General features: G+C 62.7%; 28 protein-coding genes. 14 read left to right on the top strand and 14 right to left on the bottom strand.

The features are described from left to right. Nucleotides 1–6: 6 nt before the first annotated feature. The 5 genes from asnB to DXY03_RS12740 all read right to left on the bottom strand — a co-directional run bounded on the left by asnB (nucleotide 7) and on the right by DXY03_RS12740 (nucleotide 5,009). Nucleotides 7–2,031, bottom strand: a complete 2,025-nt coding sequence (asnB, locus tag DXY03_RS07105) for an asparagine synthase (glutamine-hydrolyzing) (protein WP_115009782.1) — start codon at nucleotides 2,029–2,031, stop codon at nucleotides 7–9. A gap of 9 nt (nucleotides 2,032–2,040) precedes the next feature. Continuing rightward, nucleotides 2,041–3,156, bottom strand: coding sequence for an aspartate carbamoyltransferase (locus tag DXY03_RS07100; protein WP_115009781.1), 1,116 nt, complete (start codon nucleotides 3,154–3,156; stop codon nucleotides 2,041–2,043). Nucleotides 3,157–3,317: 161 nt separating this feature from the next. After that, on the bottom strand, nucleotides 3,318–3,446 hold the full coding sequence (locus tag DXY03_RS12745) for a hypothetical protein (protein ID WP_255325694.1): 129 nt from the start codon (nucleotides 3,444–3,446) through the stop codon (nucleotides 3,318–3,320). 17 nt (nucleotides 3,447–3,463) lie between these two features. Then, on the bottom strand, nucleotides 3,464–4,894 hold the full coding sequence (locus DXY03_RS07095) for a sodium:solute symporter family protein (RefSeq protein ID WP_115009780.1): 1,431 nt from the start codon (nucleotides 4,892–4,894) through the stop codon (nucleotides 3,464–3,466). Further along, nucleotides 4,884–5,009, bottom strand: a complete 126-nt coding sequence (locus DXY03_RS12740; RefSeq protein WP_256377240.1) for a hypothetical protein — start codon at nucleotides 5,007–5,009, stop codon at nucleotides 4,884–4,886. Before DXY03_RS12740 ends, DXY03_RS07095 begins: the two co-directional genes overlap by 11 nt. A 201-nt stretch (nucleotides 5,010–5,210) precedes the next feature. On the opposite strand from DXY03_RS12740, the gene DXY03_RS07090 reads away from it, so the two are divergent. From DXY03_RS07090 to DXY03_RS07080, 3 genes are read left to right on the top strand one after another with little or no spacing between them, the layout of a single operon-like run. Then, the gene (locus tag DXY03_RS07090; protein ID WP_115009779.1) at nucleotides 5,211–6,686 is read left to right on the top strand and encodes a circularly permuted type 2 ATP-grasp protein; all 1,476 of its coding nucleotides are present in this window, start codon (nucleotides 5,211–5,213) and stop codon (nucleotides 6,684–6,686) included. Further along, complete coding sequence (locus DXY03_RS07085; protein WP_115009778.1) at nucleotides 6,680–7,675, top strand: alpha-E domain-containing protein; 996 nt, start codon at nucleotides 6,680–6,682, stop codon at nucleotides 7,673–7,675. The genes DXY03_RS07090 and DXY03_RS07085 overlap by 7 nt, the downstream gene beginning before the upstream one ends. Then, entirely contained in the window at nucleotides 7,648–8,547 is a 900-nt protein-coding gene (locus tag DXY03_RS07080; protein ID WP_115009777.1) for a transglutaminase family protein, read from the top strand. The genes DXY03_RS07085 and DXY03_RS07080 overlap by 28 nt, the downstream gene beginning before the upstream one ends. Here DXY03_RS07080 and DXY03_RS07075 read toward each other — a convergent pair. The 3 genes from DXY03_RS07075 to DXY03_RS07065 all read right to left on the bottom strand — a co-directional run bounded on the left by DXY03_RS07075 (nucleotide 8,535) and on the right by DXY03_RS07065 (nucleotide 10,706). Then, nucleotides 8,535–9,026, bottom strand: a complete 492-nt coding sequence (locus DXY03_RS07075; protein WP_025362579.1) for a hypothetical protein — start codon at nucleotides 9,024–9,026, stop codon at nucleotides 8,535–8,537. The two genes, DXY03_RS07080 and DXY03_RS07075, sit on opposite strands and share 13 nt — an antisense overlap. Before the next feature lie 79 nt (nucleotides 9,027–9,105). Beyond that, entirely contained in the window at nucleotides 9,106–10,149 is a 1,044-nt protein-coding gene (locus tag DXY03_RS07070; protein ID WP_115009776.1) for a GTP 3',8-cyclase MoaA, read from the bottom strand. After that, nucleotides 10,146–10,706 (bottom strand): molybdenum cofactor guanylyltransferase, encoded by a 561-nt coding sequence (locus DXY03_RS07065; RefSeq protein WP_115009775.1) that lies wholly within the window; start codon nucleotides 10,704–10,706, stop codon nucleotides 10,146–10,148. Before DXY03_RS07065 ends, DXY03_RS07070 begins: the two co-directional genes overlap by 4 nt. 298 nt (nucleotides 10,707–11,004) lie before the next feature. On the opposite strand from DXY03_RS07065, the gene DXY03_RS07060 reads away from it, so the two are divergent. Both DXY03_RS07060 and DXY03_RS07055 read left to right on the top strand, forming a co-directional pair. Continuing rightward, entirely contained in the window at nucleotides 11,005–12,546 is a 1,542-nt protein-coding gene (locus DXY03_RS07060; protein ID WP_115009774.1) for a NarK family nitrate/nitrite MFS transporter, read from the top strand. 82 nt (nucleotides 12,547–12,628) lie between these two features. After that, nucleotides 12,629–14,860, top strand: a complete 2,232-nt coding sequence (locus tag DXY03_RS07055) for a nitrate reductase (RefSeq protein ID WP_115009773.1) — start codon at nucleotides 12,629–12,631, stop codon at nucleotides 14,858–14,860. On the opposite strand, the gene DXY03_RS07050 is transcribed toward DXY03_RS07055, so the two are convergent. Next, nucleotides 14,841–15,308 (bottom strand): nitrate reductase associated protein, encoded by a 468-nt coding sequence (locus DXY03_RS07050; protein WP_115009772.1) that lies wholly within the window; start codon nucleotides 15,306–15,308, stop codon nucleotides 14,841–14,843. The genes DXY03_RS07055 and DXY03_RS07050 overlap by 20 nt on opposite strands. Nucleotides 15,309–15,586: 278 nt before the next feature. On the opposite strand from DXY03_RS07050, the gene DXY03_RS07045 reads away from it, so the two are divergent. From DXY03_RS07045 to DXY03_RS07030, 4 genes are read left to right on the top strand one after another with little or no spacing between them, the layout of a single operon-like run. Continuing rightward, nucleotides 15,587–15,898 carry a hypothetical protein gene (locus tag DXY03_RS07045; protein WP_115009771.1) on the top strand — a complete coding sequence of 104 codons (312 nt, stop codon included), beginning with the start codon at nucleotides 15,587–15,589 and terminating at the stop codon, nucleotides 15,896–15,898. 52 nt (nucleotides 15,899–15,950) lie between these two features. Continuing rightward, nucleotides 15,951–16,649 carry a carbonic anhydrase gene (locus DXY03_RS07040; protein ID WP_115009770.1) on the top strand — a complete coding sequence of 233 codons (699 nt, stop codon included), beginning with the start codon at nucleotides 15,951–15,953 and terminating at the stop codon, nucleotides 16,647–16,649. Beyond that, nucleotides 16,646–17,122, top strand: a complete 477-nt coding sequence (moaC, locus tag DXY03_RS07035; protein ID WP_115009769.1) for a cyclic pyranopterin monophosphate synthase MoaC — start codon at nucleotides 16,646–16,648, stop codon at nucleotides 17,120–17,122. Before DXY03_RS07040 ends, moaC begins: the two co-directional genes overlap by 4 nt. Continuing rightward, entirely contained in the window at nucleotides 17,106–18,356 is a 1,251-nt protein-coding gene (locus DXY03_RS07030) for a molybdopterin molybdotransferase MoeA (RefSeq protein ID WP_115009768.1), read from the top strand. Before moaC ends, DXY03_RS07030 begins: the two co-directional genes overlap by 17 nt. On the opposite strand, the gene DXY03_RS07025 is transcribed toward DXY03_RS07030, so the two are convergent. Next, on the bottom strand, nucleotides 18,341–19,150 hold the full coding sequence (locus tag DXY03_RS07025; protein ID WP_115009767.1) for a hypothetical protein: 810 nt from the start codon (nucleotides 19,148–19,150) through the stop codon (nucleotides 18,341–18,343). The two genes, DXY03_RS07030 and DXY03_RS07025, sit on opposite strands and share 16 nt — an antisense overlap. Nucleotides 19,151–19,209: 59 nt before the next feature. Here DXY03_RS07025 and DXY03_RS07020 point away from each other — a divergent pair, with 59 nt between their 5' ends. Beyond that, on the top strand, nucleotides 19,210–20,073 hold the full coding sequence (locus tag DXY03_RS07020) for an NAD-dependent epimerase/dehydratase family protein (protein WP_115009766.1): 864 nt from the start codon (nucleotides 19,210–19,212) through the stop codon (nucleotides 20,071–20,073). Here DXY03_RS07020 and DXY03_RS07015 read toward each other — a convergent pair. Further along, on the bottom strand, nucleotides 20,037–20,465 hold the full coding sequence (locus DXY03_RS07015; protein ID WP_115009765.1) for a molybdenum cofactor biosynthesis protein MoaE: 429 nt from the start codon (nucleotides 20,463–20,465) through the stop codon (nucleotides 20,037–20,039). The genes DXY03_RS07020 and DXY03_RS07015 overlap by 37 nt on opposite strands. Before the next feature lie 3 nt (nucleotides 20,466–20,468). Continuing rightward, nucleotides 20,469–20,705: a MoaD/ThiS family protein gene (locus tag DXY03_RS07010; protein ID WP_114988775.1), complete on the bottom strand. Its 237-nt coding sequence runs from the start codon at nucleotides 20,703–20,705 to the stop codon at nucleotides 20,469–20,471. Between the two features lie 45 nt (nucleotides 20,706–20,750). On the opposite strand from DXY03_RS07010, the gene moaB reads away from it, so the two are divergent. Continuing rightward, nucleotides 20,751–21,248 (top strand): molybdenum cofactor biosynthesis protein B, encoded by a 498-nt coding sequence (gene moaB, locus DXY03_RS07005; RefSeq protein ID WP_115009764.1) that lies wholly within the window; start codon nucleotides 20,751–20,753, stop codon nucleotides 21,246–21,248. A 20-nt stretch (nucleotides 21,249–21,268) separates the two neighbouring features. Here the strand turns inward: moaB and cobA are convergent, their stop codons facing one another. Next, complete coding sequence (cobA, locus tag DXY03_RS07000) at nucleotides 21,269–22,057, bottom strand: uroporphyrinogen-III C-methyltransferase (RefSeq protein ID WP_115009763.1); 789 nt, start codon at nucleotides 22,055–22,057, stop codon at nucleotides 21,269–21,271. After that, complete coding sequence (locus DXY03_RS06995; RefSeq protein WP_244272347.1) at nucleotides 22,054–22,701, bottom strand: DNA mismatch repair protein MutS; 648 nt, start codon at nucleotides 22,699–22,701, stop codon at nucleotides 22,054–22,056. Before DXY03_RS06995 ends, cobA begins: the two co-directional genes overlap by 4 nt. Nucleotides 22,702–22,743: 42 nt before the next feature. Here DXY03_RS06995 and DXY03_RS06990 point away from each other — a divergent pair, with 42 nt between their 5' ends. The 3 genes from DXY03_RS06990 (at nucleotide 22,744) to DXY03_RS06980 (ending at nucleotide 25,053) form a co-directional block, all read left to right on the top strand. Continuing rightward, nucleotides 22,744–23,049: a hypothetical protein gene (locus tag DXY03_RS06990; RefSeq protein WP_136987659.1), complete on the top strand. Its 306-nt coding sequence runs from the start codon at nucleotides 22,744–22,746 to the stop codon at nucleotides 23,047–23,049. A 257-nt stretch (nucleotides 23,050–23,306) separates the two neighbouring features. Next, nucleotides 23,307–24,848, top strand: a complete 1,542-nt coding sequence (locus DXY03_RS06985) for a ferredoxin--nitrite reductase (RefSeq protein ID WP_115009760.1) — start codon at nucleotides 23,307–23,309, stop codon at nucleotides 24,846–24,848. Between the two features lie 70 nt (nucleotides 24,849–24,918). Beyond that, nucleotides 24,919–25,053: a hypothetical protein gene (locus DXY03_RS06980; protein ID WP_006851080.1), complete on the top strand. Its 135-nt coding sequence runs from the start codon at nucleotides 24,919–24,921 to the stop codon at nucleotides 25,051–25,053. The last annotated feature ends 20 nt before the right edge of the window (nucleotides 25,054–25,073 follow it).

Raw genomic sequence — 25,073 nt, 5'->3', positions numbered from 1 at the left:
AAGAATTCAAACGGGCATGAGCACCCGCCAGCCCAGACGGTCCGCCTCCCGGCGGGCCAGGGCTGGCACGTCTTCCGCCACAAACATGCGGTGCAGCATCTGCACACCCAGCAGGTGATTGATCACCGCATCCATCTGCACACGCTCCGCGTCGGTGGTGGCCGGGTCCTCGTGACGGGCAAACAAGGCGCGAACACCGGCTTTGCTCAACAAACCAGCGGCATCGATCGCCTCATCACTGAGGTAGTCGTCGGCGAGCTGCTTCATCTGCTCCCACTTCTCAGGCTCCGTGTGGGCTGGCGGGGCCATGAAAGCAAACTTTTCACGCCGGTACAGCACCTCCGGCAACAGGCCTGCCATGGCTTCCCTCAGCACGTATTTCTCGGTTTTCCCCTTGATCCGCAATTCGGGCGGCACCTGCACCGCCACCGCAGCCAGATGGTGATCCAAGAAGGCGGGTCGTGCCTCCATGGAATTGGCCATGTCGACCCGATCGCCACCCCAGGTGAGGATCTGGCCCTCCAGCATGGTCTTGATCCAGACGTACTGGGCCTTGTCCAGGGCATGGCGCCCGTCCAGTTGATCCGCATCCAGTTGCGCGGCAATCGCCTTGCCCGGGGAGTAATCCTTCAGGGCTGCGGCATGGGACTCCGCCAGAAGCCCAGGCACCAAGGGCGCGCAGGCCAGCCACGGCTGCAGGCAACTGGGGGTGAAGCCGACCACCGCATCAAGATCGGGGTCATCCACCTGGTTTTCAGCCAGCATCGCGCCCTTCACCAGAGCATTGGACTGCTGGAGCAGGCTTTCCCAGCTGGCGCGCTCCTCCTGCGGCAAGTCATCCAGACCATGGAGGAACATGTCGCGGCGAAAGGCGGGGTAACCACCGAACAGCTCATCGGAGCCTTCGCCAGTCATCACAACCTTGTAATCCACGTCGTTGACGTGGCGGCTCATCAAGAACTTCGCCACCGCCAGGGTGTTGTAAATCGTTCGCTCCGCATGCCAGATGGTGCGCTCCATGTGGCCATAGAGCTCCTGGCCCGAGAGCCGCATCAGATCCTGCTCAGCGCCGGTGGCCTCGGCCATCTCACGAGCAATCGGCGACTCGTCGTAACGGGCGTCGTCAAAGCCGATCGTGAACGCCTTCACCGGTGCCTGGCTCACGGCTGAGGCCAAGCCGAGGATCGAGCAGCTGTCGATACCGCCGGAGAGATAACAACCCACGGGCACATCGGCCACCATGCGCAGCTCAACAGCCTCCAGCAACGCCGCACGAACGGCAACGACGTGATCGGCTTCGGTTCGCTTGAGGTCCCGCTCGTCCTTTCGCGGGAAGTCGACATCCCAGTAGGTCGACTCCGACACCTGCAGCCGCCCGTTCACCCGTTGCACCTTCAGCACATGGCCGGGCTTCACCTGATGCACCCCAGCAAAGGCCGTGGTGCCGGGAACCATGGTCTGCATCAATTGGTGGAACAGACCCTCCGAGGTGAAGCGTCGCTCCACCGCCGGATGGGCGAACAGCACCTTCAACTCGGAACCGAACACCAGACCCTCCGGCGTCATCGCCCAGTACTGCGGTTTGATGCCGAAGCGATCCCGCACCAGGTAAAGGCAGTCTTCGGACCGATCAAACAAGGCGAAGGCGAACTCACCGCGCAATAGAGGCAGGGTCGCCTCTAAGCCCTGGCGTTGATACAGCCGCAGCAGGATCTCGGAATCGCTCTTGCTGCTGAAGCGCACCCCCTGGGCGGTGAGGTCAGCCCTGATTCGCTGGAAGTCGTAGAACTCACCGTTATGAGCCATCAGCACCTCACCGTCATCGGTGAGGAAGGGCTGCCGGGCCCGTGACTCATTCAGGTCAATGATCGAAAGGCGGGCATGGCAGAAGCCGACACCGGCTTGATCGAGCACCTCAACGCCGAAACCATCAGGCCCGCGATGGGCCTGAATCGCCGCCATGTTGACCAGCAGCTGGCGATCCACCGTCTGTTGACGGTCGGCATTGAAAACCCCTCCGATTCCACACATCAGCCCGCCTCAGATCACATCCATCACGCGTTCGGCCCGATCCACCATGCAGGTGAGCAGGGCCATGCGCAGGAACACGGCTCCCCTGGCCTGGCTGAAATACCAGTTATGGGGCGTGTCATCCAGGCAGGTGCTGAGTTCCGCTCCCCGCGCCAAGGGATGGAGCACGATCGCTTCCGGTTTGAACGGCATGTCGCGGGTGAGGCGGAATCCTCCGCCGTGCACTTCATAGGAGTCGCCGACCCAGGCAATGGCATTGATGTAAACGACATCCAAGTCGGGCACTTCAGCCTGAAGATCGGTGCTGGAGCGCACCTTCATCCCACAAGCTTCAAGCTCCTCCAACTGTCCTGGGTCGAACAGCGGCTGATCCGGCTCCAACCCGGGGGCGTGAATCACCACCACCTCGTCCACGGTCTGCGGGAATTTGGCCAGGATCCTCAACAGGGAGCGAACCGTTCGCATCCGCGAAGGGATTCCGACGATCCCAATGCGAATCCGATCAGAGGGTGCCACTTCAGCTTCAGCAAGCTTGGGGCGCCACTTGAAGATCGTGTACAGATCGGCCATCGCCTGGGTGGGATGCTCATCGATCCCATTTCCAGCGTTGATGATCGGAATCCGCAGGGTTGACGTCATCGCGTAGACGGCACCGGGATCGCTATCCCGAAGCACCACACAATCGCCGTAGTTGTTGAACATATGGGCGACATCTTCAAGAGATTCGCCCTTGGCGATCCCTGTGGTGGCCCTATCGGTGATGTTGATGGAGGTACCACCGAGTCGGTGCCAGGCACTGTCAAAGGACAGCCGCGTGCGCGTGCTTGGTTCGTAAAACGCGTTGATCAGAATCTTGCCGGTGAGTGGCGTGTTGTGACGGCAATAGCGATCTGGATTGCTCTCAAACTTCGCCGCCAGGCGAAACACCTGCAACAAAACCTCGGGGCGAAACGGTTGGATCGACACCACGTGCTGATCCACCAAATCCTTCAAAGGTTCAACATCTTCAGCAATGGCAGCCAGCAGCTCCTGGGGTTGGTTCTGCCCGTAGACATCGGGCCCCATCGGCTCAAACCGAATCTGAACCGAAGACGCGTCCACAACTGCTGTTTTGGCCTGTGCCATAGCGGGATCGGATCAACACTCTGTTTGCCAAACCGAGTGCTAGAGCCAGGAACTACATCTTTCACCGGTAACAACAACCACACTGCTGCGTCCACGAAGAAGCAGCTTCTTAAGCAAAGATCCGGAAAAAACGTTCATTGCGTTACCCATCCGCGCAGACCTCACCACACACGACCGTTCCGCCACTCCACCCACCAGATCAGCAGCAGCACGAGCACCGACAGCACCAGGGCGAACTGACTGGCCACCAGCAAAAACTGAAAGCCAGAGAGACCAACAAGGCCAGCCATCAAAGGAAGCATTTGGATCATCCCTCCTCCTGCAACAAGGTGAAGTCGAAGCGTTCCGGCCAGAACTGACTGCCCATCAGCATCACAATCGCCGACACGGCCGCCGAAAACACAGCAGCGCAGTAAGGCGCGATCAGCCCATAGGCGAGCAGGCCCACAACGCTGCCGGCAAGCATGGCCGCAATGGCAGCCGTGCGGTTGGCTGTACGCCAGTACAAACCGCAGGCCACAGGCCAGACCGTGGAGGCCACCAGGGCACCGGTGAAGAACAGCACCGACGCAAGCGAATCCAGCCGTGGCCAGGACAGCGCCAGGGTGACGACGGCCAGTCCCACCACCATCAGCCGCGCCGCCTGCTTGAGCTGCAGGTCGCTGGCCTGAGGCCGCAACAGGCGGAAGTACACATCCTCCGCCAACAGATCGGCGGTGGATGCCAACAGGGAATCGAGGGTGGAGGTGAGTGAGGCAAACACCACCACAAACACCAGAGCTGCGCCGCCCGCCCCAAGCAGATCGGCTGCCATCACAGGGAACACCATGTTCACCTGCTCGAGAGGCAACTCACGGGCCAGGGCCACCAGTCCGATGGAGCCCGTCACCATCGGCACGCTCATCCAGGCGATGCCCCCCAAAACAAAAGAGGTCATCACCACCGAGCGCCGACTAGCGAACACACGAGACCACCAGATGTTGTTGTGAAACACCTCGCCCATCGAAAAGAGGGCGGAATTCCAGGCGATCAACAAGCCCGCCGGCAGCAGCAGATCAAGCCGATCGGGATGCCGGGCCAGCAATGAGGCATGCACCTCGGGCATCGGGAATTGACGGAAGGCAAGCACCGCCACCACCGCCAGCAGCACCATGATCAACAGCGACTGAATGAAATCGGTGCCGATCACGGCCCGCATTCCACCGAAGAGGGTGTAGACGGTGGCAACACCAATCACCACCACCATTCCAACGTGGTAATCAAAGCCTGAAAGGGCCTGCAGCAGCAGGCCAGCACCCATCGCCTGGGTCATCAGAAAGCCCAGGGTGTAGATCGCGGTGATCAACATGAACACCCACCAGGCCAGGCGTCCGTAGCGCAATCGGATGAAGTCGCCACTGGTGCGACCGTTGGGCATCAACTGCTTGATCCGGGAGGCCAGGGGGGCGAACAGAATCAGGCCAAGCCCGGCCAGCGCATAGCTGAACATGCCCCAGAGGCCAGTTTTGTAGCCGAATTCAGGAGCGAGCAGGGTGGTGTTGCCGGTGACCCAGGAGGCCATCAACGTGGCCGTGCTCAAGGCCAGCCCGATGTTGCGCCCCGCCAGCATGTAGTCGTCGGCATTGCCTTGACCACGCCGGCCCCAGGCAATCCCCAGCGCCACCCAGAGAACAGAGAACAGCACCACCAACGCCCAGGCGATCCCGGGCTGAAGGAAGGGAACCGAGTCAGCGGACATCCATCGACCCCATGCGGTTCCAATACATGTGTCCGCGCAGAATCATCACCACCGTCGCCGCAGTCACAACGGCACCAAGGGCAAAGATCAGTCGCGCCCAGAGCAATTCATCCAAGGCGAAGAGCGTTTGAACTCCAGAAACAGATAAGCAAAGGAGGCACCCTGCCCTGGCCCTGTGCCCTCGATTCAGGTGCCTACGGATACCCAAACAACAGGCGATCAGCGTCTTCTTACCTGAAATTGCGGAATGTGTAGCAACCACCACCCGAAGTGGAGTGGGGCGACGCATTGGATAAACCTCGATTGTGCGATCAGGATGTTCACCGACTACAAACCGACAGTCGGCTTCGACGAATATTTCTGCGGTGAAACGGCCACACCACGCGCAGATCTGGCCCCACTACTCGCATCACTGGGGCAGATGGGATTGCCCGAGCTCAACCGCAGCCATGCCTCAGCCAGCCAGCTGCTCCGTCGCCTCGGCGCCACCTTCCGCCTCAACGATTCCGGGCTCAAAGGCAGCGAACGAATTCTCCCCTTCGATCCCTTGCCTCGGCTGATCGGCCGCAGCGACTGGATCACCCTGGAGAAGGGACTGCTGCAACGCCTGGAAGCCATCGACTGCTTCCTCGCTGACATCTATGGCCCCCAGCAGATCCTCAACGACGGTGTGATCCCACGGGAAGACGTTGAAAGTTCCTCCGGTTGGCGACCTCAGATGCATGGCATCAGCCTGCCCCTCAACCGCTGGTGCCACATCTCCGGGCTCGACCTGATCCGCGACGGCAAGGGCACATGGCGGGTGCTGGAGGACAACCTGCGCTGTCCTTCAGGGGTGGCCTACTTCCTCGAGAACCGTCGGGTGATGAAACGGTTGTTCTCTGGCCTGTTCGAAGGCCGTGCCGTTCAACCGATCGACGACTATCCCTCCCATCTGCTGCGCACCCTTCAAGACCTGGCGCCCTGGAGTGACACCCCCCGCGTGGCGATCCTGACGCCCGGGGTGTTCAACAGCGCCTATTTCGAACACAGCTACCTGGCTCAAGAAATGGGCATTCACCTGGTGGAGGGGCGCGATCTGGTGTGCGAAGGCGGCCGGGTGTGGATGCGCAGCACCAATGGCCTGGAACCCGTGGATGTGATCTACCGCCGCATCGACGATGATTTTCTTGATCCCACCGTGTTCCGCAAGGACTCGATGCTGGGGGTGCCGGGCCTGATCGACGTGCTGCGGCAAGGACGGGTCGCCATCGCCAACGCCCCTGGCACCGGCATCGCCGACGACAAGCTGATCTACGCCCACGTGCCGGCGATGATCCGCTACTACCTCGATGAGGAGCCGATCATCGAGAACGTTCCCACCTACCTCTGTGCCCGGCCAGACGATCAGCGCTATGTGCTCGAAAACCTCGAGCAACTGGTGGTGAAATCAGTGGCGGAAGCCGGAGGCTACGGAATGCTGATCGGCCCCCAGGCCAGCCGAACGGAGCTGGCGGACTTCGACACGAAGATCCGTGCGAATCCCCGCAACTTCATCGCGCAGCCCACGCTGCAACTCTCCACCGTGCCATCCCTCAGTGACGGTGAGCTTTACCCCTGCCACGTGGATCTGCGCCCCTACGTGCTGCGCGGCACAAGCAGCTGGGTGAGTCCAGGCGGACTGACCCGCGTGGCCCTCAAGCGGGGCTCGCTGGTGGTGAATTCGTCCCAGGGCGGCGGCTGCAAGGACACCTGGATCGTCGACGACCAACGGATGGCGGCACCGCAAGCCCAGGAGGCAATGCCGTGCTGAGTCGCGTTGCCGATTCGCTCTACTGGATCAACCGCTATCTGGAACGGGCCGAAAACATCTCGCGCTTTCTGGAAGTGAGTGAAGCGATGGCATTGGACTGTCCTCCGGGCAGCGCCGAACCGTGGCTGCCGCTGGTGGAGGTGACGGGAGATCGCCACCGCTTCGATACGGCCTACCCCGGTGCCACGCCCAAACAGGTGGTGCGCTTCCTGCTGCTGGACCGCAGCAATCCCAACAGCATCGTGAGTTGCATTGCGATGGCCCGGGAAAACGCACGGCAGATCAGGGATGTGATCACCACGGAGATGTGGGAGCAGATCAATGATCTGCACTGGAGCCTGCAGGACGACGAAGACATCTGGCGGGAACCGGTGCAGGAGCAACTGCGGATCATCCGCCGCGGCTGCCAGCTCGTGTACGGGATCACCGACACCACCCTGAGCCGTGATCTGAGTTGGCTGTTCAGTCAGCTGGGACGTCTGATCGAACGGGCCGACAAAACCTCCCGCATCCTCGACGTCAAATATTTCCTGCTGCTGCCCTCTCCTGAGGAGGTGGGCGGCGTGCTGGATGAACTGCAATGGATCACCCTGCTGCGCACAGCGGGGGCTTATCAGATGTACCGACAGAGCATGCAGCACGCGATCAGCCCTGCCTCCGTGGCCCGCTTTTTGCTGCTGGACCCCATCTTTCCTCGCTCGGTGCGTTACTGCCTGCAGGGCATCAGCGACACCTTGCAACAGATCCAGCAGCAGCCAAACCAAGACACACCGGATGACCTCGACTGTTTGCGCGGACAACTCCTCGCCCGCTGGAGCTATGTGCGGATCGACAACCTGATCGAAGCCGGTCTGCATGAAGCCATTGACCAGCTTCAGCAGGACCTCAACCAACTCCACAACCTGATCCAGACCCGCTACTTCACCAGCGCCGACCTCCGTTCCACCCCCACCGATCCCGCATGCGTGCTTTTATCGTTCACCGCCTGACGTATCGGTATGACGCCCCTGTTGTCCTGGGGGAACATCGCCTGTGTCTGAGGCCTCGGGGGCAGGGGTTTCAGACCCTGTTGGAGCATCAGCTGAGCGTGCTGCCGGAACCGGAGCAACGTCGGGAACTGGTGGCCGCCAGCGGCGATGAAATCCAACGGCTCCGTTTTCTCGGCAGCACCGATGAACTGGTCTTTGAAGCCCGCAGCCTGGTGGAGACCCGGCCAGCACCCCCGCTGGAAAGCTGCTTCAACGGTCTGGAACCACCCCTGCCCTACCCACGCGGCCATCTCAACAGCGACCTTCAGGGGGCCCTGGAGGGCTGGTTGCCCAACGGCCAGCACGAACCCGCGGCCATCGACCTCACCCAGGAAGCCCTGATGGGCAGCAACCAGCAGACCCTGGCTTTTCTGAAGCAACTGATTGAGCTGATTCAGGAGCGGGTGAAATACACCCAACGCCATGTGGGCCCCGCCTGGCCGGCGGGTCGAACCCTGCGGGAGCGGATCGGCTCCTGCCGTGATCTGGCCATGCTGATGGTGGCCTGCTGCCGCGTGGTGGGTCTCCCCGCCCGCTTCGTGAGTGGCTATCAACTGCAGCAGCCTGCTCCGAAGGAGTACGACCTGCATGCCTGGGCGGAGGTCTACCTGCCGGGAGCGGGCTGGCGGGGCTTTGACCCCAGTGCGGGGATGGAAGTGAACGAGCGCTATGTGGTGCTGGCCACCTCCTCCAAGCCGGAACTCACCGCAGCCGTGAGCGGCAGCTTCAGCGGCCCCCCAGGAACAAACAGTGAATTGACCTGGCAAATTCAGATCACCGAAGAAGCCTCCACAACGGAAACCTCCTCACGCAACCTGTTTCAAGCCGCCTGAAGCAACGGTTCCACCCCGTGCAACTGGGGCTTCGGCGCCGAGCTGTGGGTGGCTGCCATCAAGGCCGGGATCTCGGCGCTGTTGTAGACGCGGAATTCACGCACCAGAGAAGCACCCTCCTCACGAACCGCCTGGTTCAGAACGACGGAACCATCGGGATCGGAGATCGAACGGTGGAAGGTGCCAGGAGGGATGCGAAGGATGTCACCACCGCTCTCGAGCCGAACAATGTGGAACGGCTGTTCCCAGGCCAGATTCACCAGGAAGAAGGTTCTGCCGCCACTGGCCGCAAGCAGATTGTCTTCCTGATGAGGATGCAGATAGAACTGCCAGGCTCCACTCTCCGGATCGTTGGGGGGCGACACGGCGGGGCCGCTGTGAATCACCAGGTCGCGCGCGTTCGAGGTGTCCACGGTGACGTCGAAAAAACGAACCGACGGAGTGTCGCGGAAGCGCTCGTAGGCCAGCAGTTCAAACATGTCGATGGATCCTGCGGGATCCTTCAGCTGCCCCGTTGTACCGAGGGCATCACGCAAAAACGGTGACGATCACGACGGTTCAGCCCCCCAGATACGCCATTTCCGCATGGGTTGACGCAACGGCAGCTGGATCACGCTCCTCGCTGTAGCGGTCTTGACGCCGCTGCCAGAGCTGGCGCATGGCCTTCTCAAGCTGACGCTCCGAGGCGAGAGCGGGCTTGAGATCGGTGCCTTCAGCAGAAAACAAGCAGGTGAACGCCTGCCCATCGGCGGTGACACGCAAGCGGTTGCAATCCCCACAGAACGGCTCACTGATGGAGGCGATCACACCGATGGAACCGGTGCCATCGCCATAACGCCAACGCCGGGCCGTCCCACCCCGCGGGCGACCCAAAGGCTCCAGGGGCCAACGGGCATGAATGTGCTCCACCATCTGCGCCGCCGGCAACACCTGATCCAGCGTCCACTGGTTGCGGTTGCCCACATCCATGTATTCGATCAAACGCAGCTCCATCCCCTGCTGCCGGGCCAAACCGGCCAAGGGCAACAGCTGATCGTCATTGATCCCCCGTTGGATCACGGCATTGAGCTTGAGCTCGCGGCATGAGGGATCAAAGCCAGCGGCGCAGGCCGCCGCGATGCCGTCCTGCACCTGGCGCACGAGGCGGTCTCCAGCCACGGCACCACCCTGGAGACCAGCCATGCGCGCCGCTGCCTCCCCTTCTGCCGCATCCAGGCTGATCGTGATGCGATCCAGCCCTGCGGCACGCAACGCCCGCGCCATCGGTTCCGACAACAGCACCCCGTTGCTGGTGAGCGCCACGGCCTGCAAACCAGCGATCGGATCCGAACGATCCCGCCGGGCCTGGGCCACCGCCTCCAACAACGGCAACAAGCGCCGGCTCAACAACGGCTCTCCACCGGTGAGCCGCAGCGTCTGTGCCCCCAGGCGCGCGGCCACACGAATCACGCGCATCTGCTGCTCCAGCGTGAGCAGGCCAGGGGGCTCCTCCAGATCCGGACAGCAGTACGGACAGGCGAGATTGCAACGGGCCGTGAGCGACAACCGCAACACCCCGATGGGCCGGTTGAGGCGGTCTGCGAGCGGCAACGACGTGCTCATCCCTCCAACGCTGCCAGATCTGCAGGGCAATTGGCATTCACCAACGCCTCTTTAGGCAAGCGCACCGCCTGATGGGGAACGCAAGCCAACCAATCCATCCAGCGCAACTCTCCGCGTTGCAGTTGCTGATCAAGGCAGGAGCGGAAGGGAGAACCGGAGGGGATCACCGCCAGCAACGGCTGAAGCCGTTGCCCGTCATGGGCCACTGCTGCTTGATCGGGGGCACGATTCCAGGCTGCGATCAGCTGCCGGACAACGGCGGTGCGCAAACGGGGCATGTCCACCGGCAGCACCAACAAAGCGTCCCCAGGCCGAGACGGCAACAGCCTGGCCAGCGCCTGCAGAGGACCATTCCAGGGAGGGGGCTCCAGCAGCACGGAACATCCCGGCCGGTGGGCCAGCAGCTCTGCGTGGGCGGCATGACGACTCAACACCTGCACCGGATAACCGAGGGGCAACAGCTGGTCGACCAGGGCCTTGAGCCAGACACCACCGGAGGGATGCGGCAGGAGGGCCTTGTCACGCCCCATGCGACGGCTGCTTCCGCCACTGAGCACACAAACTCGCAAGCCTTAGTTCACATCGCCAACAAACAATCTGCACCAGCGGAGTCCAACAACCCACAAAAGTTGCAACCGCTACCAAATCATTGCTGTACAAGAACGTCTAATCCGATCAATCAGCCCCGTTGATGTTTGCTTCGGTACAGAAAAGCAGAAATCGGTAACCAATCTGACCAAACACGGGCCCGACGAATTGATTAACTGCGCGGGTCAAACGGATTCTCTTTTCGACCGTTTTGCCATCCCCGGGCACCCTTCCTTTTGAAGCCCGAGGTTCCATTTCTTCTCCTCAATGCTTGGCGACCTCTGGTCGTTCCAGGGCAGGTACCGAACCCTTCACCTGACCTGGATCGCCTTCTTCCTGACCTTCGTGGTCTGGTTCAACCTGGCCCCTCTGGCCACCACCGTGAAAGCGGACCTGGGACTGACCGTTGGTCAGATCCGCACCGTGGCCATCTGCAACGTGGCCCTCACCATTCCGGCGCGCGTGCTGATCGGCATGCTCCTGGACAAATTCGGACCCCGGATCACCTACTCCTCGATCCTGGTGTTCTCGGCGATTCCCTGCCTGCTGTTTGCATCCGCTCAGGACTTCAACCAGCTGGTGGTGGCCCGTCTGCTGCTCTCCATCGTTGGCGCCGGCTTCGTGATCGGCATCCGCATGGTGGCCGAGTGGTTCCCGCCCAAGGAAATCGGCCTGGCTGAAGGCATCTACGGCGGCTGGGGCAACTTCGGCTCCGCCTTCTCCGCCCTCACCATGGTGGCCCTCGCTGGCTTCCTCTCCTTCTCCGGCGGCTTCGAACTGCCCACCGGCGCTGTTCTGAACTGGCGCGGTGCTATCGCCCTGACCGGCATTGTCTCCGCCGTTTACGGCCTCTTCTACTTCTTCAACGTCACCGACACTCCCCCCGGCAAGACGTATCAGCGCCCGGCGAAATCCGCCGGCCTGGAAGTCACCTCCATGCGCGACTTCTGGGGTCTGCTGGGCATGAACGTGCCTTTCGCAGCCATCCTCTGCGTGCTCTGCTGGCGCCTTTCCAAGGTGGGCTTCCTCACCGCAAGCACCTACCCCCTGGCCCTCGGTGCCGTTGCCGTCTGGTTTGCCTTCCAGACCTGGGGAATCATTCGCACCAACCGCGACCTGATCCTCGGCAACAAGGTTTATCCCAAGGAAGATCGCTACGAGTTCCGCCAGGTGGCGATCCTCGAGCTCACCTACATCGTGAACTTCGGCTCTGAACTGGCCGTGGTTTCGATGCTGCCCACCTTCTTTGAAACCACCTTCGATCTGCCGAAGGCCACCGCCGGAATCCTGGCGTCCTGCTTCGCTTTCGTGAACCTGGTCGCCCGCCCTGCTGGCGGTCTCATCTCCGACCGCGTCGGCAGCCGCAAGAACACCATGGGCTTCCTCACTGCCGGTCTCGGCGTGGGCTACCTGGTGATGAGCATGATCAAGCCCGGCACCTTCACCGGCACCACCGGCATTGCCGTTGCCGTGGTGATCACCATGCTCGCTTCGTTCTTCGTGCAGTCCGGTGAAGGCGCCACCTTCGCGCTGGTGCCCCTGGTCAAGCGTCGCGTCACCGGCCAGGTGGCCGGCCTGGTGGGTGCCTACGGCAACGTTGGTGCTGTGACCTACCTGACCATCTTCAGCCTCCTGCCGATGTGGATGGGCGGCGGCGGCGAACCCACCCCCGAGGTGATCGCGGCTTCCAACAGCGCCTTCTTCCAGATCCTGGGTGTGGCCGGTCTGATCGTGGCCTTCTTCTGCTTCTTCTTCCTGAAGGAGCCCAAGGGGTCCTTCGCAGACCTGCACGAAGGCGAAACCGCCTGATCCATCTCCCTCCGCAGCATCCTGTCGCTGCACAACGACCCGGAGCTTCGGCTCCGGGTTTTGTTCTTTTTTTGGTTCATGCATGACCAACTCACCCCGCAGCGTGCGCAGCCAGTGCCCCTACTGCGGCGTGGGTTGTGGCCTGGAGCTTTTGCCTCCTGCCGTGAAGGGTGAGGCCGTGAAACGGGATGCCGAGGGCAACCCGATGTGGACCGCCCGCGGCGACCGCGAACACCCCTCAAGCCTTGGCCAGGTCTGCATCAAGGGCGCCACCGTCGGCGAAACCCTGGCCCCAGGCCGCCTGCGCCAACCCCTGTTCCGCCAGACCCTTGAGGACGACTTCGCGCCGATCAGCTGGGACGACGCTCTCAACAAAATCACCGGCCAAATCCACGCGAGCGTGGCCCAGCGCGGCAACGCCGATGGCATCGCCATGTACGGCTCCGGTCAATTCCACACCGAGGATTACTACCTCGCCCAGAAGCTGCTCAAAGGCGCCCTGGGCACCAACAATTTCGACGCCAATTCACGGCTGTGCATGAGCTCAGCGGTGGCGGGCTACACCCGCAGCCTGGGCTCCGATGGTCCCCCCTGCAGCTATGAGGACCTCGACCACTGCACAGTGGCGTTTCTAATCGGCACCAACACGGCCGAATGCCACCCGGTGCTGTTCCAGCGGCTGCTGAAGCGAAAACGCAAAAACCCCGGCAGCGTCAAGATCGTGGTGGTGGATCCACGCCGCACCGACACCGCCAAAGCCGCCGATATCCACTTGCCGATTGCACCGGGCAGCGACCTGGCCCTGCTGCACGGCATTGCCCACCTGGTGCTGCGCGAAAACGGCCAGGATCCGGCCTTCATCGACGACCACACCGAGAATTACGACGCCTTTTTTGACGTCGCCGCCCGCTGGACCCCAAGACGGGTGGCCCTGTTCTGCAACATCCCCGAGAAACGCCTGCGGGAGGTGGCGGCTCTGTTCCACCGGCGCGAGAAGGTGCTCAGCCTCTGGTCGATGGGGGTGAACCAACGCCGTGAAGGAACGGCCGTGGTGCAGGGGTTGATCAATCTGCATCTGCTCACCGGCCAGATCGGCAAGCAAGGAGCGGGCCCGTTTTCCCTCACCGGCCAACCCAACGCCATGGGCGGACGCGAAGCCGGAGGCCTGGCCCACCTGCTGCCGGGCTACCGCCTTGTGGCCAACGCCGAACACCGCGCCGAAGTGGAGCAGGCCTGGCAGCTGCCGGCAGGACGAATCAACGCCAAGCCCGGATTGGCGGCCTGGCAGCAGATCGAAGCCATGGAACAGGAGGCGCTGGATCTGTGGTGGGTGGCCGCCACCAACCCCCTGGTGAGCCTCCCAGATCTCGACCGGGTGAAGTCAGCCATGCAGAAGTGCCCGCTGGTGGTGGTGAGCGAGGCCTACGCCGACTCGGAAACGTCCCACTACGCCCATCTGCTATTGCCCGCAGCCCAGTGGAGCGAGAAGGCCGGCGCCATGACCAATTCCGAACGGCGGGTCACCTACTGCCCGGCCTACCGGCGTCGTTTCGGCGAGAGCCGTCCCGACTGGGAGGTGTTTGCCGAGGTGGGCCGGCGACTGGGCTACAGCGAACAGTTCAACTTCGAATCAGCAGCTGAGGTGTATGCCGAATTCACGGCTCTCACCCACGGCAGGCTTTGCGATGTGAGCGGCCTCAGCCATGAACTACTGGAAGGCGAAGGACCGCAGCAATGGCCCTATCCCAGCGGCAGCACCCCCACCACAGAGGCCAAACGCCTCTACGCAGACCATCAATTCGCCACCCCCAACAAACGCGCCCGCTTCAGCACCGATCAACCGCTAGGACTGGCAGAACCCCCCTGCGACACCTATCCGCTGGTGCTGACGGTGGGCCGCTACCTGGGCCAGTGGCACACAATGACCCGCACCGGCAAGGTAGAACGGCTGATGAAACAGCATCCCGAGCCGCTGCTGGAGATTCACCCCGGTGACGCGCAGGAGTTGAAACTGCGCAACGGTGAACTGGCGGCGATCAGCTCACGCCGCGGCCACCTCACCGCCACGGTGAAAGTTACCGATCGCATCCGGCGTGGGTCGGTCTTCCTGCCGATGCACTGGGGATTCACCCAGGAGAAGGCCTGCGAAGCCAACACCCTCATGCACGACGAGGCCTGCCCTGTGTCGAAGCAGCCTGAACTCAAGGCCTGCGCGGTGATCGTGGCTCCCGCCGTCTCGGTGGTGAAGCCCGTTGAACAGCAGAAAGGACGATTGGAGGCCCTGCGCCGGCTGCTCACACCAGCACTTCGCTGAAGGCTGCCTCAAGGTTGTGGTGGTCGTGCCCAGGCCGAACCAACTTGCACAAGGCAAAGCGATCCAGCTCACTGAGCTGGGTCCACTGCTCCAGGGTCAGCGCCACACCCCGCACTGTGGCCGCCTCCTGCACCACAGCGGGCAGCTCCGCCTGCTGTTGCCAGGGGGCACCACTCACCGGTGGCAGATCCTTGGCCATGCCATCGGCCATGGAACGCGTGCAATCGCGCAGGTGTTGGCGAAGCTGCTCAAGAGCATCGGCCCCATCCGGCCAATCCACCAGGGCTTGACGTTGCTCCTGAGAAAGCTCAAGCCAGTGGTTGAGCTTCAACTTCACCCCACACAGATCCAATTTGCGTCGCACACACAGAGGGATGCAGCGCCAGTTGCCGATGAAGTCCTGTTCAAAGGCAAAGCAATGGCTGGCGGAATTACGACGGCTGGACATCAACCAAAGCCTTGATCGGTGTCAATGATGACAACGGAAGCCCACGGAAACAGAGATGTTTAACCCGATACAAATGTTGGTCTGTGCGCTTCGCCCTCTCCCTCGGAATGCTGCTGGGGATGTCCCATGGATGGGTCACGGCTGATGCACTCCAACAGCAGCCCATGCAGGGCTTTGATCCCATAGAAACTGTTAATTACGCTACACAATTCAGCCCGTTCAGTAGTCGTTCACACCAATTTTTTCCATACTGAAGCTCTGTTCAAAGAGTTTCTGCCGTGACCAGCAGCATCTCGTCCGCTTCCGGCCGCAGCCCCATCACCCTGGCCGCCGGTTTCCTGGGTGCCTTCATCGTTGGTTCCCTCGCCGTGCAACTGGTGCGCAGCCAGTCGGCTTCCGTTCAGGCCGGTGCCGCTGGCGTGGAGCCGGTGATCGCCGGGCCTGCCGCTCTCTGGGCTCCCTTGGCCGAGCGCGACATCGCCAGTGCCACCACAGGCGCAACAGCCCAACCCACTGCTGCCATCCAGCCCGCCGTTGAGCCTGTTGTGGGCTCCGAAGCCACCCTCTGGTCTGCCTTCGGCGAGCGCTGATCGCACTGCCCACGTGGCACAGCCCGCCAGCCGGCCCGCATAAGGTGCCGGAATGGGGATTCAGCGCCGTCACTTCCTCCAGCAAACGGGCGGTCTGGCCTTGGCCGCCCTGATCCAAGCGCGCCCCGTTGAGGCAGCAGAGGAGGGTTTCTGCAGCCCGAATGATCCACTCGAGGCCCTGATGGAGGGGAACCGCCGATTTGCAGAGGCCTGGCGCCAGGGCAAACAAGACGACGGAACGACACCCGGAACGGCGGGCGCTAACCCGCGCTGCTTCAACTCCCCCAGGGCGTTGGCCACCAGCCAACATCCCTGGGCCACCGTGCTCACCTGCTCTGATTCACGGGTGTCGCCGAGCTGGGTGTTCGACACCACGCCTGGCGAGCTGTTCGTGATCCGCAACGCCGGCAACACCGCATTCACCGAAGCCATTGCCTCGGTTGAATACAGCGTCAGCGTTCTCAAGACGCCGCTGTTAATGGTGATGGGACACAGTGGCTGCGGAGCCGTGACGGCGGCGATGGACACCAACCCGCTGACCCCCTCCCTGGACCGACTGATCCAACCCATCCGGGAGAACATCAACGGCAGCAGCGATCTCGAGGACGCCGTGAAGCGCAACGCCCTCGCCAGCGCCTCCACGTTGATTCAACGCAGCGCCGTTCTGGCTGAGGCCAAAGCCAGCGGTGCGCTGAAACTGGTGGTGGGTTGTTTCCAACTCAGCAGCGGTGTTGTCAGCTTGATCGAATGACGCAAGATCTGAGTCATCTGAACCAGCGAGGCGAGGTTCACATGGTGGACGTGGGGGACCGGCCGGCCACCCACCGAGAAGCCCATGCCCGTGGCGCCATTCGCATGGACGCCTCAACCCTCGGCCTGATCCAGCGGGGCGAGACACCGAAAGGAGATCTTCTGGCGGTCGCCCGGGTGGCAGCAATCCAAGCCGCCAAACGCACCTGGGAGCTGATTCCCCTGTGCCATCCGCTGCCACTCAGTGGCATGGATGTGTCGATCGACGCCGACGCCTCCCTGCCTGGCCTGGTGCTCCACTGCCGTTGCCGCACCACAGGCCAGACCGGGGTGGAAATGGAAGCGATGACGGCTGTGTCCGTGGGGCTGCTGACCCTTTACGACATGCTCAAGGCGGTTGATCCAGCCATGACGATCGAGGCGATTCAGCTGGAATTCAAGGAAGGAGGGCGGAACGGTGTCTGGAAACGCTGAGCCCTACGGACGCGAAGGGCTACCCCTCGAAGAGGCACGTCGACGGGTACTGGCGGCGCTTCGGCCGATCACAGCCAGCAACACAGTCCCGCTGCAGCAGGCCCTCGGCCGGGTGAGCGCTGCGGATGTGCTGGCCAGCACTGCCGTTCCGGGGTTTCGGGCCTCGATCATGGACGGCTACGCCCTGGGGCAGAGCCACCAGCCCAACCCTGGGGACACCTGGCAGCTGAAGGGACGCTCCGCCGCCGGCCAGCCCTTCAACGGAACCTTGGCCAGCAGCGATGCGATCCGCATCCTCACCGGCGCTCCACTGCCGGACGGTGCCGGCTGGGTGCTGCCCCAGGAGCTGATCAGCGTGGACGGCACCAGCCTCAAGCTGGTGAAAGAGGCGTCGGATCGTCCCTGGATTCGCCCCGAGGATGAGGAATGCCGACCGGGAGACCTGCTGCTGGCCGCTGGAGAGCGCCTTGGTGCCGCCGATCTCGCACGCCTCGCCGGCTGCGGCATCGCCCAACTAACCGTTGCGCAGCAACCCCGCATCGGGCTGCTGATCAGCGGGGACGAGCTGGTGCCACCCGGAACAGCACGGCAGCCCGGTGCCATCTGGGAGAGCAACGGCACGCTTCTGGAGACAATGCTCCAGGCCCTGGGGCAATCGGTGACCCAGCGACGGGTGGTGGCCGATCAACCCGACGCCCTGCGCCAGGCCCTGCTGGATCTGGCCCATGACTGCGACGTGGTGGTGAGCACCGGCGGCGTCTCCGCTGGCGACACCGACTGGATCCGACCGCTGGTGGCGGAGCTGGGTGCCGTGGACTTCTGGAAATTGTTCCTACGCCCGGGGCGCCCCTTCGCCTTCGGCAGCATCGGTGAGGACGTGCCGTTTTTCGGACTGCCGGGCAATCCCGTGGCGGCGGCGGTCACCGCCCTGCAACTGCTCTGGCCCGCCGTGCAGGTTCTGGAGGGCCAGAAGGAACCGGAGCTTTTCCCCCGGGTGATGGTGGAACTCGCCGACCCGTTGTCCCGCCGACCGGGACGGCCGGAACTGGCTCGGGCCCGCCTCCACACCAACGCCGCAGGAACGCTGCTGGCACGGGTGGATGGCTCGCAGGCCTCGTCCAGGATCGGTTCCTTGCAACAGGCCGATCTGCTGCTGGAACTGCCAGCGGAAGCCGGCCCGCTCGGAAGCGGCACCCGTCTCTGGGCCCAGCTGATTCGTCAGCGGATTTTCTGAGCCGGATCAGGCTGAAACCAGCGGCGCTCCCAGGCCATGAGCTGGCCCGATGAATCGAAATGGATGCTGATCTGCTGAAACAGGTCAGCGCCGAGACGGCCACCGATCTCGAGGCTGAAGGGCGCACTGGGGAGCTCACTGGGCACCGAGAACACCAAGCCGTCAGGCATCACCGCTGAGCAGTCGTTGTGTAACAGCTGGCTTGGATCGAACACCAGCGAAGCGGCGCCCTCCGCCTGGCCGTTCACCCCCCCCTGCGGCTTGAGCATCTGCCGCTCGCCACTCCATCCCTGCACCGGCGCCAGCAGGGCCTCGGGTGTCCCGCATGCGGGACGGTCGGGTTCGGGATCGGTGCCGTTCAAGCAACGGAAACCCACCGCCCCAACACGCTGCAAACGCCAGCCGCCGTCAAGCGGTTCCCAGAGCAGCACCAGCATCGAGCGGGAACGACCGCAGAACAGGTTGATCTCATGGCCGAAGCGGGGACGCTCGGCATCCAACCCCCGGCTGGACTGACCGCCCGCCCCGGGGAACTGCCAGCAGCCTCCGCCGGCGTTGTAGGTGGCCCGGCTGATGGGATAGGTGGCCTTACCCCCGGGGGCAAAGGCCAGACCCGATCCATCCCACACCCCGTGGTCGTCATCGGAAAAGGAAATCGCGTAGGTGGTGGGGTCGATCCGACGCGTCGGATGCTGCAGATCCAGCCGACCGCTGCCGTCCCGCTCAAACCAAGAACCACAGCCCTGCCAATGGCCCGCGAAATTTCGGCGGTTGAGGGTCCATTGATCAGTCATGTCCGTGACGGCATGGAACGGTCGATCTCCTTAGGGTCGCGCCAACAGCCATCCCGGCCATGGACCTGACGATCGTTGGCTGCGGCTACGTGGGACTCGCTTTGGCGGAGCGGCTGCAACCAAGACGCCCCCAGCTGAAGCTGACGCTGACCACCACCAGCAGCGAACGGCTGGAGCAACTCAGCCCCCTGGCCGATCGGGTGGAGCTGTGCGACGCCACAGACCCCGTGCAATTGCGGAACGCCCTGCGGCAGAGCAGCAGCGCCGTGTTCTGCCTCGGGCCTAAGGGAGATCGCCAGGTGGATGCCAACGGCTACCGCCGCACCTTCGTCGACAGCTTCCATTGCCTGACGTCGCTGTTGCCACAACTGCCGAAACTGGGGCAGATCGTCTACACGGGCAGTTGCTCGGTGTACGGCGATGCCGCGGGGGACTGGGTGGATGAGCAAACGCCTCCCGCGCCAGGCCGCGGCCATGGCGATGTTCTGCTGGAAAGCGAACGACTGCTCAGCGGCATCAGCGGCCGGCGGGTGTGCATCCTGCGCCTCGGGGCGCTCTATGGCCCTGGCCGCGATCTCGACCGACGCCTGCGCGGGCTCGCCGGACTGGAACGCCCTGGCAGGGGCTCTACCTACAGCAACTGGCTGCATGTGGCGGATGCTGCCGGTGCCCTGGAAGCAGCTCTCGATGCTGAATGGGCCGGCCTGGTGAATGTGGTCAACGACGAGCCGATTCGGCTGCGGGACCTGGTGGGGCGCAGCCTGCAGCGCCAGGGCCTGGCGCCCGTGCGCTGGCTTGGGCAGGACGAACCGGGCTCAGGGGGCCGACGGATCCGCAACAACCGGCTCAAACAGCTGGGCTACCAGCTGCAGCACCCACGCCTTGATCAGAGTGGCGTGTTGGCCTCCAACCAGGTGCCCTGACCAGCGCACCACTCCCGCTTCCAGAACGGGGCCTGGTGCTTGAGTTGCTCCAACAAGGCGGCGGAGCAGCGCTGCGCCGCCCCACGACGATCGGCCTGCACCGCCACCAGCACGATCGGCTCACCGGGGGCGAGCTTGCCCACCCGATGTAGCACCAAAATCGGTCCCGTCCGGTGCTCCTGCTGCAGGCGCTGCGCCATGGCCGTGATCTGACGTTCGCAAAGGCCGGGGAAGTGCTCCAGCTCAAGTGCCTCCAGAGGCCGGCCATCCATCGTGGAGGGACGCACCCGACCAATGAAGATCGCCGCGGCCGCGGCATCCCCGCTCCAAAGCGCCAGTTGCTGCCAAGGATCAAAGGGATCCGGGCACACCTCCACACGGCAATCGGTCACGCTTCACCCCCCCGTGAACGGTGGAAGAAAGGCCAGCTCATCACCGGCCTGCAACGGCTGATCGGCACCGACCAACTCCTGGTTCACCGCAATGCTGATGCCCTCCAGCGGACCAAGATCCAACTGATTCCAGACCTCACGAGCCGTCGAGACGCCTGGTGTGAAGGGAAGGGAACGATCGGCCCAACCGGCGCGTTCTCGCAGGGAAGCGAACAGCAGCACCTTCAGCACCACGTCCATGGCAGCTGGAGTGGTTCTAGCGTCCAAGGGCTCCGCCGCTGTGCCATGGGCCTCTCCATCGCCCTGCTCACCATCTCCGACACACGCACCCTGGCGGACGACAGCAGCGGAGATCAACTGCAGCGCAGCCTTGAAGACGCGGGGCATCGCCTTCAGGAGCGACAACTCTGCCCGGATGATCGCTATCAAATCCGCCGTGAACTGAGCCGCTGGATCGCCGATCCTGCGGTTGATGTGGTGATCACCAGCGGCGGAACCGGGCTCACCGGCCGCGATGGCACCCCCGAAGCGGTGGCACCGCTGCTGGACAAAACCATCGAAGGATTCGGTGAACTGTTCCGTGTGCTCTCCTTCGAGAGCATCGGCACCAGCACCCTGCAAAGCCGCTGCCTTGCCGGCGTGGCCAACGGCACATTCGTGTTTGTGCTGCCGGGATCTCTGGATGCGGTGACCACCGCTTGGAACCGGCTCATCCGGGCTCAACTCGATGCCGACACCCGACCGTGCAACCTGGCCCAGCTCCGGGCTCGCTTGAAGGAATAGAGCGGAACGAGCGGAGCAATTCAGAACGGAATCGGCATCGTGACCGCTGCCGGTGTGGGCCTGCAGGCCTCAACTTGCTGATCAATCACCTCACCCACCACAACGATCGAGGGTGACTTGAAGGCTTCGGCTCGGCATTGATCGGCAACGTCAACCAAGGTGGCTTTGAGGCAGCGTTGCCCCGCCACCGTGCCCTGCTGGATCACCGCCACGGGGGTTGTCGCAACCAAACCGCCCGCCATCAGCTCCTCTGCGATCCGGGGCAGGTTATGCAGCCCCATGTAGATCACCAATCCGTCACTAGCCGCAGCCAGGGCACGCCAATCCACGGAAGGACGGCGCTTGTCGATTTCCTCATGACCGGTGACGAAGGTCACCGATGACCCCGCCCGCCGGTGGGTGACGGGAATTCCGGCGTAGGCAGGGGCAGCAATGCCAGCGGTGACACCAGGCACCACCTGAACAGGAATGTTTCGCTCCGCCAGGTAAGCGGCTTCTTCCCCTCCACGGCCAAACAGGAAGGGATCACCCCCCTTCAAGCGCACCACGGTGCTGTGCTTCTGGGCCATTTCAACCAGCACTGCATTGGTGCTGGGTTGGGGCACCGAGTGATGTCCGCGACGCTTGCCGACAAAACGGCGTTCGCATGTTGCCGGCACAAGATCCAGCACTTCCTCGGGCACCAGCGAGTCGTACACCAGGGCATCGCACTGGCTCAACAGCCGATGCGCCTTCAGCGTGAGCAACTCGGGATCGCCGGGACCGGCTCCCACCAGATAAACGGTTCCGGTTTGTTCAGCGGTGGTCACGGCAGAGAAACAAGCAGATCGATCAGGGCCTGACGGGTGGGGGGATGCTCCAAAAGCGGAGGCAATCCACCAGCTTCGCTCAACGCATCCGTCATGCGGTTGGGCGCAAGGGTTAGTGGAAGTGGCCGAGCCCTGGGGTGGCGCTGCTGAAACTCGGGCCAGGCATCAAAGGGAACCAACGGCAAAGCAAGGCGAGACGCCAGCATCGCGAGGAAGCGATCCGCCACCCCCGGGCGCAAGGGGTGGTGCACCAGCACGGCATCAGCGCGCTCAGACGACGGAAGTGCTGAGAGCACAGCGTTCCACCACGTGGTCCAAGAGCCCAGAAAGGGCAGCAGACGCACACTGGCTCCGGCACCACGAAGTCTGTTGCGAATCGCCGGCACATCCGTGCGGGCGTGCGCCCCAGGCAGCAGCAGCAACGGAACGATCCAAGAGGATTGGGGAAGCGCCGATACGGGTTGTTCAGCCGTCAGCACCTCCAACTGCACGGGCGCTGAGCGCCGCTGAGCCAGAAGGTCCGGCAGAGAGGCCAAACACTCAGGAACAACACCGCCACTGCGGCCATGCACCACCAGATGCAACCCTTGCCGCCCCCCATCGGAAGCGTCATTCCGTAGCAATGGCCACGGATTGATGACCATGCCGGCTGATGTCATCGGGTTGTTGTGAACGTTGGATGAGTCATGGCGCCCCGCCGTCGTTTTGATCGTGCCCCATTGGACAGCCGCTCCTACCGGGAGCCGTTGGACGGACGGATTGAGCGGTACGACTTCCGAGACGACCGGTACGACATCCGAGAAGACACTTACAGCCGGGGGTACGACGCCAGGGAGGCTCGTTACGACCGGCATGACCGGTACGACCGAAGCTTCGACCGCCCCACCGGACCCTCCGAACTCGACCAAGACTTCGCTGCGATGAAGCGGGTTTGGCAGATGCTGCGGGCCGGAGCGGTGCGCATGGTTGGCGAAATTGGACGCCAATACTGAAGCCAAAGCAGGCTGCCTTTTACGGCCTCACGGGAACCACCAGATGTAGCCGGCATTACAAATCAGGTAGAACAAAGCCCTGGGATTGATCAACACCAAAAGTGTTCTCTTTGTTACGGACCAGGGTCGCCGTCGCAGTGTTTATTCAGTCAACCCAACGCTCCCCTTCGTTTTGAAGCGTTGCCGGTCTTCGGGCCATCTCGATTGATTCGCGCCTCGTCTTTGAGCAATCAATCCGCCCAATCGTTATTCGACTTATGACCATTAGCTCTCCCTCCAGGGCTTACCTGGATGGCAAGAAGCTCAACAAGATCGAGCAGAACAAGGCGGCCAAAGATGGCCTGTTGGTCGGCAGCGAAATTGAAAAATTCGCCGAGCTCGGCTGGGAGCAAGTGGATGAAACCGACCTCCAGTTGCGTTTGAAGTGGTACGGCATGTTTTGGCGTCCGAAAACACCAGGCAAATTCATGCTGCGCTTGCGGGTGCCCAATGGTGTGCTGACAGCCGATCAACTGCGGGTGATTGGCTCCATTGTCGAGCGCTACGGCGAAAACGGCAGCTGCGATATCACCACCCGTCAGAACCTGCAATTGCGCGGTGTGCTGCTGGGCGACCTGCCGGAAATCCTCAAGCGGCTGAAGGAAGCCGGCCTCAGCACGATCCAATCCGGCTTTGACAACCCCCGCAACGTCACCGGCAACCCCATCGCCGGTATTGATCCCAACGAGATCGTCGACACGCGGCCATACACAACTGAGCTGCAGAACTTCCTCACCAACAACTGTCAGGGCAACCCGGAGTATTCCAACCTTCCCCGCAAGTGGAACACCGCCGTTGCCGGTGCAAAGGACAATTTCCTGCTCCACAACGACATCGTTTTCCACCCCGTGGAACGGGATGGGGTGATGGGATTTGGCGTCTGGATCGGCGGTGTTCTGTCATCGCAGATGAACGCCTATGCCGTTCCCCTGAACGCCTGGGTGAAGCCGGAGGAAATCTGCAAGATGACCGATGCCGTGATCCGGCTCTGGCGTGACAACGGTGAGCGCGACAAGCGCCCCAAAGGCCGCTTCCGGCTCTACCTGGATCAAGTGGGCCACGACGTGTTCCGCAGCCAGGTGGAAGAACTCTTCGGTCCGTTGACCCCAGACCCGGGCTCTGTTTTCAACACCACGCCCCGCTCCCACTACGGCTTCCATCCTCAGAAACAGGAAGGGCTTTCCTATGCCGGACTGCACGTTCCAGTGGGTCGCCTGACCGCCCAGGATCTGCAGGATCTGGCAACCGCAAGCCTCAACTACGGCAGTGGTGAGGTACGTCTCACCGAAGATCAGAACGTCATCCTCGTTGGCCTTCCCAACGACAAGCTCGAGGCCCTTAAGGCAGACGCCCTGGTGCAACGCTTCCCGCTGGAGCCCGGTCATATCTCTGCAGGAACGGTGTCCTGCACCGGCAACACCTACTGCGGTTTCGCCCTCACCAACACCAAAGACCAAGCCCTAGAAGCAGCCAAGGAACTCGACCAAGAGCTCAATCTTCCTGAAGAGCTGAAGATCCACTGGACCGGCTGCCCCAACACCTGCGGCCAGGCCTACATGGGTGCCATCGGCCTCACCGGCACCAAAGCCAAAAACAGTGAAGGCGTGATGGGAGAGGGCTACACGATGACCATCGGTGGTTCCCAGGGTGCCAATCCCACGGTCGGCGAAATCCACCGCAAGGCGATCCCGGCCGATGAGATCAAGACCGCTCTCAAAGAGGTGTTGATCGAGAAGTTCGGGGCCACCCCGAAGGCCTGATCGCTGCTGTAGCCGTGACGCTTCCTTTTGAAGTCACGGCTCCCCGCATCGACCACTCCCCCTCACCGTCATGGCCAACCGCAACGACGTGTTCTCTCGTTTCGTCAACTGGCTCAGCGCCAGTGGTCGCGACGGAGCCGCCATCAACCGTCAGGGCGGCAGCCCTGATCTGTTCTCCCGACTGATGAACCGCATCAGCGGCTGACATCAAAACTTTCGTCCAAC

The organism is Synechococcus sp. N5, from assembly GCF_900473925.1.
Taxonomy (GTDB): Bacteria; Cyanobacteriota; Cyanobacteriia; order PCC-6307; family Cyanobiaceae; genus Parasynechococcus.
This window is presented reverse-complemented; position numbering and strand designations above follow the sequence as displayed.